Raw genomic sequence first — 14,759 nt, forward strand, 5'->3', positions numbered from 1 at the left:
TATTATGAGACGTTTCTACAATATTCCAATCTACAGTAATGGTAGGATCGACTATAGAAGCAGAACCAGGTATGTATTGCTCAGTACCATTAGTCCAAGAAGAGTTGTTAGTCCAAAGACCATTACTTGTTGTTGTATATGGTAATGGAGCAGCTTGATTATCCATAATATTTTTACCCGTTACTAGGTACTTTATTCTAACCCAGTTTTTGTGTCCAGAACCATCAACAACTGTTGTACCATAAAATTCATTTATGTTATGGTAAGCTTGCATCTCATTCCACGGTAAACTTGTTGCTTCATTAAGCGTGATAGTTTGTGGAAGGTAAGCACCATTAACATTACCGCTAAGGTTTTCTAGTTCTTGATTCATTAGAAATTTGATTTGGTTTTGAGTTAATACTCTATCCCAAATTCTTACTTCATCTATATCTCCATTAAAAGAATTACTAATAGTGTTTTTATCTATATAGTTTACACCAATAGCAAAATAATCTGTAGTGGCAACAGGAATTGCTACTCCGCCAATAGGACTATTACCGTCTTCTACACCATCTATATATAGCCTTAAATTACCACCAGAATAGGTATATGCTATATGATGCCAATTAGTATCAGTTATAGAAGTAGAAGATTGTGCGTAATTTGTACCATTAATATTGGCTCTAACTCTTCCGTTACTCATAATTTCGAAATTATAAGCATTTCCTTTAGAGACATAATCACCTCCGTTTCCTAGATTTCTAACCCATGCAGATACTGTAAAAGAATTATTAAGGTTTACAAAGTTTTCACCTACTAAAAAATCACCAGCAGAAAATTCTACATTATATTTTCCTTCAACTCTTGAAGCAATACCAAAAGTGAAGTATTTAGTGTTTTCAAAATCGTACCAAGTTTCAAAAGTTGATCCATTAACATTCATAGGAATAACGTCAACAATATCATTAGATCCAAAAGATGAAGAGTTAGAAACGACTAAAGCATATTCTTGATCAGCAGCTTTAGTAGGTAGCACAGATGAAGGAATTGATATTTTAACATCTCTAACATCATTTCCATTTTCAACAATTTTCCAACGTCTGTCAAATAAAGTTGTTACAGAAGTTGAAGATGCGCCTAAGTTTACAGATAGAACAGTAGACCCTGATAATGCACCATTGTTGTGTCCCCAAACTAAAAAGTCTCTGTCATTATCAAAGTTATTGGTATTGTTTGAGTTTGTTGTTGATATGTCTCCATGTCCAATAGTTACAACACTAGAGTTATTAACGCTTTTAGATTGTTTTTGTTGGTGGTTAGAAGCATCGTCTCTAAATATTCCTGCAATATCATGGTTGAATCCAGAATTAGCAGATGCATCCCAAACGATATTTCCGTTTGAATCTATATAATCCATAGTAGTACCATTAACACCAAGTGTAATACCGTATTTTAAGGCTAAATAGCTTTCAATTCTTCTTCTTTCTGAAGCACCGTCTAGTTTTCTTGAATTAAAAGTAATTACTTCAGCTATTTTACCATCAAAACTTCCTTCGTAATACTGACTTCTACCTAACCAATACTTTCTATTGTTAATTGGTGCGTAAAGAGAAATATCGTTTAATGTAGTAGAAACAGAATTAGAGTTTAGGTAAATTTCCATATCTGTGTTTGCAGAATTTTGTCTTACGTTTATAATGTTGAATTTATTATAGTTGTTAGTACCAGATGTGTCACCACGACCATATCCAGTATACGGACCGTTACCACTACTAGTACCAATGCAGTAGGTAAAACGCTCACCAGATAATCTTTGTGTATATCCACCAAATCCAACACCTGTTACGTCTTCGGCATAACTTTCTGCTAGCGGGTCAGTACTTGTAAAGGTGTCTAATGGATTCATAGATCCTGTTACTGTAGGATCTGCTACAACCACTAAAAACATATCATTACTATTAAATCCTGAAGAGCCACTTAACTCATCTCTACCGTTAATGTAAGTCATGTCAGGACTTGCAGTATTATGATTGTTTTCAAAATCAATTACAGGGTTGAAGTTTATGTTATCTGTTTCATTATTTCTATAAACAGGCTCTTGCCCAGATACAGTTGTTGTTGCGTCATTACCCTTACCGTTATCAACCCAAGTAGTTACGTTAGTACCATCAGTAGTAACACCATAACCATCAATTTTATCACCTCTTAACCATAAATCTAAATCAGCACTAACTCCGCCAGGACCATCTGTTGGTGTACAAAAAGAAGTACCAGAAATTGTTACTAAATCAATAAATACTTGATCATCATTATCACTAGCATCACATCTAACTCTAAATCTAGATGTAGCTGAAAATGTATAATCTCTAGCTAATATAGAAACGGTTCTTGCATAGAAAATAGGAGAGTTTGTTGATTCAAAATCTGCAGTTTTTTGTGCTACTTGTCCACTTTCAAAAGTTTTTACAGTAGTCCACGATAGACCGCCATTATTACTATATTCTATTAAGAAGTTTTCTGAGTATGTTTTATTGCTACCACTGTATGAAGAATCCATACTGTTAGGTGCAAAGAAAAATTTAAAGTCTACTTTGTCATAAGCTGTAAAATTAAATATAGGAGAGTCAAAAGAAGAATTAGTTCCTGAGTTATCTCTTACTACTAAAGAACTATTCCCAGAGTATGACCAAGTTGCATTAGTTGTTCTATATGCGTCATTTGAAAGTATATTACCTTTAACCCATCCATTAGTTCCAGATTCGAAATCTGCAGTATGCAATACGGTTGTACCACAAGGCGGAGGAACTATACCTGTACCTTGTATATTAAAGTTGAAAGGGTTTTCATCTGTATCATCATTAGCAAACGATACGCTTGCTGTTCTTACTCCCGTAGCACTTGGATCAAATTGGATCGTAAAAGAAGTGTTTCCTCCTGGAGCTATAGGAGTAGTTGGATTGGTTATTAACGTAAAGTCTGCAGCATTAGCACCAGTTATTGTTACATAAGGAGAAGCGCCTGTTAAATTTAAATTAATATTTCCAGAATTTATGATAGAGAAGGTTTGGTTAACAGTTCCTCCTGCGATATCTGCATTACCAAAATCTGTACCATCAACAGTTGAAGGTGTTGTGTCACCATCATCTATATTTGTAGCGTTTCCTGTAACACTAACTTCATTGTATGGGGTAGCTGAAACAATGTTTACTGTATAATCTTCAACTTCTCCGTAAGAAAAAACTTCACAAGAGGTTGGTATATCGTTATACTTCATACTAACTCTCATTGTGGTATTACCAGTTAATGCTGTAGCAGGTACAGTAAAACTTCCAGATACAGGAGAATCGTTGCTTGCACCGTTAGAAAAAACTAACTCATCTGGATCTGTAAAATCGTTATTTTGATTATAGTCAATCCAAACAGCATATCCTTCGCTATAAATAGGACCTGTCCATATTGGTGTTACCGTTATCGTATAGTTAGAGTTTTGAGTAAGATCTGTACTTATTGCTGTAAAATCTGAGTACCCTGTACTTGTTGTACCTACACCAGAGGTGTTATCAATTGCTTGTAATTGAACACGACCTATGTATTCATCATTTGTATTATTACCATTTGATGCACATTGTGAAAAGGCATAATTGCTTAAAAATAAATTAAACAAAATGACAATAGCAAGACATGACTTGTTTAAGTTTTTTGATTTCATAATAGTTTGGTTTAGATTAGTTTGGGGCTAATCTTGTTGTTGAATATTTACTTTTTACACTTAAAAAAGGGTGTTTCCTTTTTATTGTTTTATAAGTTTTTTAGTTATTAATTGTTGGTTTTCTAAGTCTTTTATTTTGATAAAATAAGTACCGTTAGAGATTGATTTTAAATTATCAACATTTATTGCTTTTTGATCAAAAACAGAATTTTCTTGTATTATTAATCTACCTCTCATATCATAGACAGACACTTCTATTTTATGACCTATAAAATTTGAGGATAAGCTTATATTAAAACTGTTATTAAATGGATTTGGATAGATTTTTACATCATTGATGTTAAATTTATCATTACTTAAACTAGGTATATCGGTAATATTTACAGAATAGTCTTCAACTTCTCCATAATCAAACGATCCACAAGAATTTGGAGTAGTATTATATCTCATAGAAACTCTCATTCTTGTACTCCCTAATGTTGAATTTCCAGGTATTGAAAAGTTACCAGCAACAGGTGTTGTTTGAGAAGCTAGACTATTAAAAACAGTTTCACCTGAGTCTTCAAAGTCTCCATCTTTATTAAAGTCAATCCAAACAGTTACAGCTTCATTCCACATAGTTCCAGTCCATATTTTAGAAACACTAATATTATGCGTCAAGTTTTTGTCTAAGTCTGTTGTTATGTAAGTGAAATCAGAATAACCAGTATCTGTAATACCTATTCCAGAATCATTGTTAATAGTGTTTAAAGTTACATTCCCAATATATTCATCAGAAGTACTTTGACCATTTGAGTCACAATAGTTTGCACTCGTTGTGGTGAAATTAATTGTAGATGAATAAGAAGATGTAGCTGTATCACATTTAGATCTAACTTCTACCTCATAATCAGTTGATGCTAGTAAATTTGTAATTGTATAACTACTAGTAGTTATGTCTAATATATCTGTCCATGTAGTAGAACCAGAAACACGGTAACGTAAATCGTAAGTTGCAGATGGTATTGCATCCCAAGAAATAGTAGCTACTGTTGCTTGTATTGATGTTTTATTTATGTTAACAGGAACATCAGTTTGACAAGGTATTTGAATACTAATAATTTTAAAATCATCAATAAAAAAACCATCAGAAGTAGTTGTGTAATTTTCTGATACGTTACTACCATCTGTTCTAAATCTAAATCTGAATTTAACATTATTAGCACCTAATAAGTAAGAATTGTTTGCTGCATCTATAGCAATTTCTTCCATCACCCAATTATCTCTTCTGTCACCATCATAAATTTGTCCCATACTATTAGCTTGGAAGTTAGATGTACCTCCTTTATTATCATGAGAAGTAGTGTTGCTCGTAGCATTTGGTTTTGTATACTTACCACAAAGAGATTGCCAGTTATTACCACCATCAGTTGAACCTAAGATTTCAACAAAATCATAATTTCTTTCAATATCCCATTTAGAATAGTATTGTACGACAACAGATGTAGAATTAGAAAAGTCATAACTATTGGTAGTAGTTAATGTTCTTGTTGTATTATTAGAGTACGGAGCAACACCATTTGTTCTTAAAGTATTTGTTCCTGTATAGGTATCTGCACTAGATAAGGTCCATCCACCAGATTGTGTCCAACCAGTAATGCCATCTACATCAGGATCATGGTCAAAAAGTACTGTTGGTTGGTAATATTTTTCGTAGTTAACATCATATATAACACCATTGTCGTTAGATAATTTTACATTATATTCTATTTTTTCGTTAGCAACAATGCTTGGGTCTAGTTGTATTTGAGCAGATACATTTCTTTGCTCTAAGACATTCATACCAGTTTGTGTGGCAGGAGCATTAATACTAATTATATTAGATGAAATAGGAGTGATAGTTAAGGTGAAATTACTTGCAGTTTGACCAATTCTTTCAATTCCAAAATCTAAGTTAGCAGTTGTATTATCTATGTTGCTTTGCGTTAGGTCATGAAGTTTTGCGTATTTACCACCATAATAGGCGGTACCAAAAGAAATTCTCATCGATCTTTTTGCAATAGGAATAATAGATGTTTGTGGAGGCCAAAAACCTTCACTTCCGTGCTCTGGTGTAGTACCTAAAATAGCTTGACCAGAACCAGTAGATCCATTATTATCAGGTGCTCCTCCTAACATCCAATCGTCAGGAATACCATTAGACTCATAAAAAATCGTAGCTCCATAAAGGTATCTATTGTAGCGAGTCATTTCTTCGTGCCAACTATAAAATTCATCTTCTCTTCCTGAGTTTAAAGAAGGTACACCACCATAAGGATGAGGTACAGAATTAGCGTACGAGTGATTCCAAACAGCAGTTTGAAAGTTTCTACTTAAAATAAAATCTTCCATAATCTGAGTTTCAGGCTCAGAAGAAGGAGCTGGTCCTCTATATGTACCATTTGAAGGTGTCCCAGAAGAACCAATATTATTGTATCCCCAATAATAATCAAAGTTTCTGTTTAAGTCTACACCTCTATTAGGAGTTGTATTACTTGTACTTCCTGTATTAGGTCTTAAGTTTTTACGTTGTAATCCTCCACCATTAGAATTTAGGTGCTCATTCCATCTTAAACCATCAGGGTTTACAACAGGTACGAAATAAAGTTCGTTATTATCAACTAATTCCTTTACAGCATCATTAGTATTATAGTTTTCAATTAAATACCACATAAAGTAAATGTTATTCATTAAAGCACTTACTTCTCTAGAGTGTATCATTGAAGTGAATAGAATTTGTGGTTTAGTGTTTTCTGGTGTTGAAGACTCGTTTCCTGTAATTCTAACGTAATATATAGTTTTTGGGTTCCATCTAGATGTACCCTGACCACTGTATGTTAATCCATTATTAGAGATGTTTCCTGAAGGATTTCCCCAAGTAGTTTGTCCTGTAGGTGAAGCATCTAATTTTTGAGAAACTATATCTAAACCATTAGTAACAGAAAAGTTTCTCATTTCGTCAAGTTCAGTTTTCATTTCGTCTACAGTTAAACATCCACCCATAGAACCAAGATGAAAGTTTTGTGGTGTTACCCAATCAATCTCATCACAGTTTATATATTGTATAATATTGTCTTGTACTGTATTAGAAATAGATGCGCGTTGTGTTGTGTTAGTGTTAGTAGCTGATAAAGATTTTTCAGCATTTAACTGCGCTATTGCTTTAGATTTAGTTTTTACTGCTCTTTTTCTGTAAAATTCTTCTAAATCATCAATAATTACATTAAAAGAAACATTTTTATTAACTAATGCATTAACCTCTTCTTTTGATAAATCTAAAACAAGATCATTATGAGAGTGGCTTGCACCGCAATTTAAATCTATACCAGAAGTAGCAATTTTTAGTAATGTTGATTTAGAAGGGTTAGTTATACTAATTCTTTTATGAGAATCCTGAGCTATAATTAATTGTGATAGCAATAATAAAATAAGAGTAGCTAGTAGGTTAGTTTTTTTCATGATTTTTTAATTCAAATAAGGGTTTAATTAATTAATAATTTGGGTTAAGCAATATTAAAATATCCTAATCCGTAAATACTATTTCAATTATTGGAATCATCAGTTTTCTTTTAAACGCAAATTTATCCGACAAAAGGTATAAGTATTCGCCTACAAATGTATGTTACTTTGTCTAATTCATCTATAAAACGCATTATTTTTCGATGAAATACACTTTTTTCTTTCTGAAGCAGCGAAAATACGTACACTTGAAACATTTGTTATTTTGCAAATTGACTATTCATTTTATAAAAAACGTATGTTTTTATGATAGTTATCTGTTTTTTAACAGGTTAAATCTTAATAAAAAAGTAATCTTAATTAATAATAAGTACGGTAATAGTAGAAGAAAAAACGATTTTATTGCTAAATAAAAAAAGCTAAGACATGCATCTTAGCTTTTTTTCTTGTAGCGAGGACGAGATTTGAACTCGTGACCTCTGGGTTATGAATCCAACGCTCTAACCAACTGAGCTACCTCGCCGTATTTTGGAGGTGCAAATATAATAACATTATTATATCAAGCAAACATTATTTTTAAAATTAAATATTTTTTAAAATGATTTCTAAACTTGTTAATTAATGTATATATTGGCAGTAATAATTTTCAAGTAAAAATAAATGGAAGAAAAAATTAAGTATGAGTTAGAGTTTCCTATCCATGCATCACCGTCATTAATATACCAGTATATTTCAACACCTTCTGGATTGTCAGAATGGTTTGCAGATAATGTTAACTCTAGAGGAGAATTATTTAAGTTTATCTGGGATGGAGCTGAAGAACAAGCAAAGTTGCTAACAAAAAAGTCTGGAGAACGTGTAAAATTTAGATGGTTAGATGATGAAGATGACCCATATTACTTTGAAATTAGAATTCAAGTAGACGAAATAACCAAAGATGTATCTTTAATGATTACAGACTTTGCTGAAGAAGACGAGGTAGAAGAAGCAAAAATGTTATGGACTAATCAAATCTCTGACTTAAAACAAGTCTTAGGTTCTGCTTAAAAATCGCAACAATTAAAGTATATTTGTCCCAAAGAAATTTGGGACTTTTTTTATGATAAATTTTAACGGAAATCTTCAAGATAATAATACAGTTATCACAAACAATAATCGTGCATATGCCTATGGTGATGGACTTTTTGAAACCATAAAAGCAGTACACGGTAAACTTCTTTTTTTTGAAGATCATTACTTTAGATTAATGGCATCTATGCGTATTATGCGTATGGAGATACCTATGAGTTTTACTTTAGAGTTTCTTCAAGATGAAATTTTAAAAACTATAAAAGCTAATCAATTAGATACTGCTACTTGTAGAGTAAAGTTGCAAGTGCATAGAGTAGAAGGTGGATTATACGAACCAGAAAGTAATGATGTAGAGTTTATTGTTTCGGTAAAAGCTTTAGATCAAGATTTTTATTTATTAAATGAGAGCGATTATGAAGTTGATTTATTTAAAGACTTTTATGTGTCTCCTAGTTTAATTTCAACATTAAAATCCAATAATAAAGCCTTAAATGTTGTTGGTAGTATTTATGCAAAAGAAAATAAGCTTGCCAACTGTTTGTTAATTAATACAAATAAAAGTGTAGTTGAGGCTTTAAACGGAAATGTATTTTTAGTTAAAGGGAATACTATTAAAACACCACCATTATCAGACGGATGTTTAAAAGGAATAATTAGAAAACAATTAATAGAAATTATTAATTTAATGGAAGAATATACTTTAGAAGAAGCTTCTATTTCTCCTTTTGAAATACAAAAAGCTGACGAAATGTTTATTACCAATGTAATAACAGGTATACAACCAGTATCAAAATATAGAAAAAAGCAGTTTGCGACAAATGTAGCAAAAGCATTGTTGCAAAAGTTAAATGTAAAAGTTAGACTAAGCTAGTTATAACTTGGATTTTCTGGCGCATTAGACCAAATAGAATAATCACCACCTAATTCTAACATCTTTTCTTTCCAGAAGGTCTCATAATCTTTTTCTATGATATCTTTTTCATAAGTATTTTTTGTAACAACCCATGCGTTAGATTTTAACTCGTCTTCTAGTTGATTTATTTCCCAACCAGAATACCCTAAAAAGAATTTTATATCTTTTTGATCAATTTTCTTTTCGGCAATAAGATTAGCAACTACATTAAAATCTCCTCCCCAAAAAATCCCTAAAGAAATTTCTATGCTATCTGGGATCAAATCAGGTCTTTTATGTATAAAATATAGATTGTCTTGCTCTACAGGTCCACCATTGTAAACTCTAAAAGAGGCATCAAGTTCTGGTATTAAATCTTTAATAGTGTAGTTTAAGGGCTTATTAAGTATAAATCCAATAGAACCTTCTTTGTTATGGTCGGTAAGCAATACTATAGATCTGTTAAAAGAAACATCTCCTATAATAGAAGGTTCTGCAATTAATAAATCACCCTTTTTTGGTTTGGTTGTAGTCATAATTTAAAAGGATTATTACATTAAATGTAACATTAATTTGTTTAAATACCAATTATAATATTCTATTAACATAAAAAAGCCTTCTTAAAAGAAGGCTTTTTGGTAATTATTTTATGCAAATACTAGTTTACAGCGTTTGCTAAATCAGATCCAGCTTTGAACTTAACAACGTTTTTAGCTTTGATTTTGATAGTTTTTCCAGTTTGAGGGTTTCTTCCTTCTCTTGCAGCTCTTCTAGTAACTGACCAAGATCCAAAACCTACTAAAGAAACTCTGTTTCCTTTTTGTAAAGCTCCTTCAATTTCGATTAATGCACACTCTAAAGCTTTTTTAGCTGCTGCTTTAGTAATTCCTGCGTGCTCCGCCATTGCGTCGATTAAATCTGTTTTGTTCATAATTTTAATTTTAATTATTAATAAATAGTTGATTAAACATATTTTTTGTTAAATCCTTCTACAAATTTATACGGATTATGCTACTATGCAAGTAATAGTAAGGGAAATAGGCTGTTTTGTTAATAAGTTGCGCCTTTTGTTAATAAAGAAGCTTGTTTTTTTACTTTTTTTTATAAAATCAGTGATAATAAGGCTTTACAGCATTTTTGCATTTTCACTTAAAGAAAATCCGTTTAAAAGTGATTTTACGTCCATATTTCTCTTACCTGGAAGCTTAATTTCAAGGATTGATATAAATCCACCTTTTGCAGCTACTTTAATTGAGGATTTGTCAAAAATTACTGTTCCTATTGCTAAATTATGATTTTCGGTTTCTTTTTCGGCTTTATAGATTTTTACGTCTAATTCTTCGTCTTTATTTTCTAAAATACACCACGCAGCAGGATATGGACTTAGGCCTCTAATTTGGTTATATATATGGTCTAAATCTGCTTGCCAATTAATTTTACAATTATCTCTATTTAATTTATATGCTGTTTTGCTAATCGCGTCTTCTGGTTGAGGTGTTGTTTTTACATTTCCTTGTTCGATTAGTTTAATGGTGCCTATTACTAGATTGCTTCCAACGTGCATTAGTTTGTCATGTAAGCTACCAGCGTTTTCTTTGGGATCTATTTCTACTTCTTTTTGAAGAATCATTTCTCCTGTATCAATTTTTTCATCTATAAAAAATGTAGATACGCCTGTTTTAGTTTCGCCATTTATTATTGCCCAATTTATTGGTGCTGCACCGCGATAGTTTGGTAATAATGAAGCATGAAGATTAAATGTACCATGTTTTGGCATATCCCAAACTACTTTTGGTAACATCCTAAATGCTACTATAATTTGTAGGTTAGCGTTTAGCGCTTTTAATTCGTCTAAAAAATCTTCGTTTTTAAGGTTTGTTGGTTGTAAAATGTGTAATCCTTTTTCTTTTGCAAAGGTTTTTACAGCGCTTTCGTTTAATTTTCTTCCACGACCGGCTGGTCTATCTGGTGCTGTAATAACACCAACTACATTATAATTATGCTCTAATATGGTTTTTAAGGTTTGCACAGCAAAATCTGGCGTTCCCATAAATACTATTCGTAAATCTTTCATTTTATAAATGTTTTAATTTATAAGTGTTTGTTGCTGTAACTTCTATTATGTTACGCTCTAACATTTGTTTTAATGTATTGTTTATTTGTTCTTCAGAAAAAGGTAATGCTTTAAATAAGTCTTTAGAGCTTAAATGACCAAATTCTAATTGTTTTATGATTTCTTTATTGACATCTGCTGAAGTTGTTTTAACAGGAGCATTTTTCTTTTTAATACAGACAGAGCAAATTCCACATTCCTCTAATTCTTTTTCTCCAAAGTAGGATAGTAGCTGAATGCTTTTACAAACGTCATTATTATTTACATAATCTAAAACAGCTTTAACTTGCTTTTGCTTTAAGTCGTTTTGTTGTTTTATTGTTTTAGCAATACGGTTAATTGTTTTATCATCTTCTCTTGGTTCTATAAAGGTGATTTGAGCATCTGTTTTATGAATGTTAAGTGTAATAACTTCATCTTTTTCTAAATGCTTTAAAGCCACAAAAAGTTGCTGCTCACTTACATTTGCTTTATTAGCAACTAAATTGTTATTTATTTTTGTTTGATGTTCAAAAATACCACCATAGGTTCTTAAAATAGATTTGACGATGGTAGCAAGTTGTTTATTGGTTTCTAAATAAGAAAACAATGCTTTGTTAGGTATAATAAATTGTACTTCTGTACGGTTATTAAATTGTTTACTTAAAGTTATAACACTATTTCTATCTAAAATTTGTAATGTATTGTAAGCGCTTGTTGAGTTAAAGCTATAGGTTTTACAAAAGTGATTAAAATTAAATTCAAAAGTTTGGTAAGCGCCTTCGCCATAAGACACTTGAAAATAGTTACTTAATTTTCTATATACAGTTTTAACAAAATCTACTGTAGGTAATACACTTATAAATTGTTTGTGTAAAAGTGCATCGTCATTTTTATTTTTTAAGATAACTGCGTATGCTTTAGTATTATCTCTTCCTGCACGACCTGCTTCTTGAAAGTAGTTTTCTATACTATCTGGTAAGTTTAAATGTATAACTGTTTTTACATCTGGTTTGTCTATGCCCATTCCAAATGCATTAGTCGCCACCATAACTTGCTTTTGATTAGTTATCCATTGGTTAAGGTGTTGGTCTTTTTCTGTATTATTTAAACCGCCATGATAAAAAGTACTACTAATGTTTTTTTGTTCTAAAAAGTTAGAAATTTCAATGGTCAGTCTTCTGTTTCTAACGTAAATAATAGAGGATTGTTTATTTTTATTTAAAATAGCTTCTAGACGAAAAAATTTATCTTCTTCTTCAAAAACCATATAAGCGATATTTTTTCTGTAAAAAGATTGCTTAAAGATTTTTGGATCTAAAAAATCAAGTTCGGTTACAATATCGTCAATTACATTAGGTGTTGCACTAGCTGTTAGCGCAATAACATTAACGCTTGGTTGTAATTCTCTTAATAAGGTTATGTTTTTATAGGCAGGTCTAAAATCGTTTCCCCATTGGCTTATACAATGTGCTTCGTCTACAGCAATTAAATTAACATTCATTTGTCTAATACGATCTTGTACTAGTTCTTGTTGTAAACGCTCTGGAGATAGATATAAGAATTTGTAATTTCCGTAGATACAATTGTCTAAAAGGGTATCAATTTCAGAAGGTTTTATTCCGCTAGTTAATGCAATTGCTTTGATGCCTTTACTTTGTAAGGCTCTAACTTGGTCTTTCATTAAAGCCACTAAAGGCGAAATAACTATACAAATACCATCTTTAGCTAAAGCTGGGACTTGAAAACAAATACTTTTTCCGCCACCAGTTGGAAGTAGTGCAAAAGTGTCTTCGCCATTTAAAACAGCGTTTATGATTTCTTCTTGTAAAGGTCTAAACGATGTAAATTTCCAATAACGCTCTAATATGTTTATTGGATGTTGCATTATAAGGCTTTTACAACGTTTAAAATATGGTTAGCTCTTTCTTCGATACTACCAAAAGGTACGTCTTGCAAGTGATAGTCGTATTTTTTATAGGTTTCTAGTAAGCTATCATGAATTTGTTTTGCTTGTTCAAAATTTTCATAACGTTCGTTATCACTTCTAAAAATTTCTTGCCAAGGTGCTAAAATAAACACATAATCATAAGTGTTTTCTTGGCATGATGTAATGAAATTTTCAGGATAACTTTCGTTAGCATAATCCATATATGCAACAACATCTGGTATACCTCGATCTAAGAATACAAACTCGTTATCACTATTTTCTGCCTCTACATATTGTTGTTCTCTTCCTTTTAATAATAACTCGCTAAACAATAAAGGTTTGGTTAAAAACAACTGTTCAATACCATCTTTTCTTGCATCTAAAATAACTTGTCTAGAGATTTCTTCGTAGCAAGTATAACCACGTTTTGTAAGCTCGTTAATAATTGAAGATTTACCTGTTCCTGGTCCGCCAGTAATAACTATTTTTTTTGTAATCAAAGCCTGTAAATTAATGTGTAAAAATCGGAATTAAATTCTTTAAAAAAAAATGTAAACAAATTGGTATATTTGCGACTTATAATAACGCTATGGATAATATACCAAATAAAGACGAATTTTACGCTAAATTAAAAAGCCAATTGCAAGATACCGCAATGTGGCCTACAGAGTATTTATATAAATTTATTGTGCAAACCGAAAAATCAAAAATAGAACATGTAGAAATTATTTTTGATAACATGGGCGCAGTGATTAATACAAAAGAATCTAGCAATGGTAAATATACCAGCGTTTCGGTTAGCGTAAAAATGAAAAATCCAGACCACGTTATAGAAAAGTATAAAGAGGTCGGAGAAAAAATTGAAGGCGTAATAAGCCTTTAATTTTTTTTTGTATTTTGCAACTGCATTTAGAAACTTCAAAATGCAAAATATATAAATACTACACTTATTTAATTTTGATAGACAATTTAGAGTATAACACAGAGCGTGAACACTTGATTATTCCTGAGTATGGTAGACATATTCAAAAAATGATTAGTTACGCAAAATCAAGAGAAACTAAAGAAGAACGTAATAAAGTAGCCAAAGCTATAATTGCAGTAATGGGTAATTTACAACCACATTTACGCGATGTTCCAGATTTTCAGCACAAACTTTGGGATCAACTATTTATTATGTCTAATTTTGAGTTGGATGTAGATTCACCATTTGAAAAACCTTCTAAAGAAGAATTATCAGAACGTCCTGTACCATTAAAATATCCGCAAAACTTCCCAAAATATCGTTTTTACGGAAACAATATTAAAACGATGATTGACGTTGCTAGAACATGGGAAGAAGGCGAAATGAAAGAAGCATTAGTGTATACTATTGCAAACCATATGAAAAAATGTTTCTTAAACTGGAATAAAGATACGGTTGAAGACGATGTAATTTATGATCATTTATTTGAATTATCTAATGGTGAATTAAATATCAAAAACTCAGAAGAAGATTTAACAGACTCTAGTAGTCTAATGAAAGCTTCTAGCGGAAAAAAATATTCCAACAACAAAAAAGGACACAAAAAAAATAACAGAAACCGAAAAAGATATTAAACTTATT

11 protein-coding genes and 1 tRNA gene are annotated in these 14,759 nt (G+C 31.3%); 4 read left to right on the forward strand and 8 right to left on the reverse strand.

The features are described from left to right. The 3 genes from WA340_RS09260 to WA340_RS09270 all read right to left on the reverse strand — a co-directional run. The coding region (locus tag WA340_RS09260) for a LamG-like jellyroll fold domain-containing protein (protein ID WP_336128653.1) at positions 1-3,691 on the reverse strand (3,691 nt) is incomplete at its 3' end. 81 nt (positions 3,692-3,772) lie between these two features. Continuing rightward, positions 3,773-7,168, reverse strand: coding sequence for a M14 family zinc carboxypeptidase (locus WA340_RS09265; RefSeq protein ID WP_336128654.1), 3,396 nt, complete (start codon positions 7,166-7,168; stop codon positions 3,773-3,775). A 449-nt stretch (positions 7,169-7,617) separates the two neighbouring features. Further along, positions 7,618-7,691, reverse strand: a tRNA-Met gene (locus WA340_RS09270). Positions 7,692-7,828: 137 nt separating this feature from the next. On the opposite strand from WA340_RS09270, the gene WA340_RS09275 reads away from it, so the two are divergent. Both WA340_RS09275 and WA340_RS09280 read left to right on the forward strand, forming a co-directional pair. Next, positions 7,829-8,215, forward strand: a complete 387-nt coding sequence (locus tag WA340_RS09275; protein ID WP_304145666.1) for an START-like domain-containing protein — start codon at positions 7,829-7,831, stop codon at positions 8,213-8,215. Between the two features lie 52 nt (positions 8,216-8,267). Beyond that, a complete protein-coding gene (locus WA340_RS09280; RefSeq protein ID WP_336128655.1) occupies positions 8,268-9,110 on the forward strand; it encodes an aminotransferase class IV in 843 nt (280 codons plus the stop codon). Here the strand turns inward: WA340_RS09280 and WA340_RS09285 are convergent. From WA340_RS09285 to WA340_RS09305, 5 genes are all read right to left on the reverse strand, one after another. Then, positions 9,107-9,667 (reverse strand): YqgE/AlgH family protein, encoded by a 561-nt coding sequence (locus WA340_RS09285; RefSeq protein WP_027878697.1) that lies wholly within the window; start codon positions 9,665-9,667, stop codon positions 9,107-9,109. The two genes, WA340_RS09280 and WA340_RS09285, sit on opposite strands and share 4 nt — an antisense overlap. 122 nt (positions 9,668-9,789) lie before the next feature. Further along, a complete protein-coding gene (locus WA340_RS09290; protein ID WP_027878698.1) occupies positions 9,790-10,062 on the reverse strand; it encodes an HU family DNA-binding protein in 273 nt (90 codons plus the stop codon). A gap of 195 nt (positions 10,063-10,257) precedes the next feature. Next, positions 10,258-11,205: a methionyl-tRNA formyltransferase gene (gene fmt / locus WA340_RS09295; RefSeq protein WP_336128657.1), complete on the reverse strand. Its 948-nt coding sequence runs from the start codon at positions 11,203-11,205 to the stop codon at positions 10,258-10,260. Position 11,206: 1 nt separating this feature from the next. After that, positions 11,207-13,111, reverse strand: coding sequence for a RecQ family ATP-dependent DNA helicase (locus WA340_RS09300; RefSeq protein WP_336128658.1), 1,905 nt, complete (start codon positions 13,109-13,111; stop codon positions 11,207-11,209). Then, entirely contained in the window at positions 13,111-13,653 is a 543-nt protein-coding gene (locus tag WA340_RS09305; RefSeq protein WP_336128659.1) for an ATP-binding protein, read from the reverse strand. Before WA340_RS09305 ends, WA340_RS09300 begins: the two co-directional genes overlap by 1 nt. An 89-nt stretch (positions 13,654-13,742) precedes the next feature. Between WA340_RS09305 and WA340_RS09310 the strand changes: the two genes are divergently transcribed. Both WA340_RS09310 and WA340_RS09315 read left to right on the forward strand, forming a co-directional pair. Continuing rightward, a complete protein-coding gene (locus WA340_RS09310; RefSeq protein ID WP_336068898.1) occupies positions 13,743-14,036 on the forward strand; it encodes a DUF493 family protein in 294 nt (97 codons plus the stop codon). 74 nt (positions 14,037-14,110) lie between these two features. After that, positions 14,111-14,752, forward strand: coding sequence for a DUF4290 domain-containing protein (locus tag WA340_RS09315; protein WP_336128661.1), 642 nt, complete (start codon positions 14,111-14,113; stop codon positions 14,750-14,752). The last annotated feature ends 7 nt before the right edge of the window (positions 14,753-14,759 follow it).

The organism is Mesoflavibacter sp. CH_XMU1422-2, assembly GCF_037029245.1.
Classification (GTDB): domain Bacteria; phylum Bacteroidota; class Bacteroidia; order Flavobacteriales; family Flavobacteriaceae; genus Mesoflavibacter; species Mesoflavibacter zeaxanthinifaciens.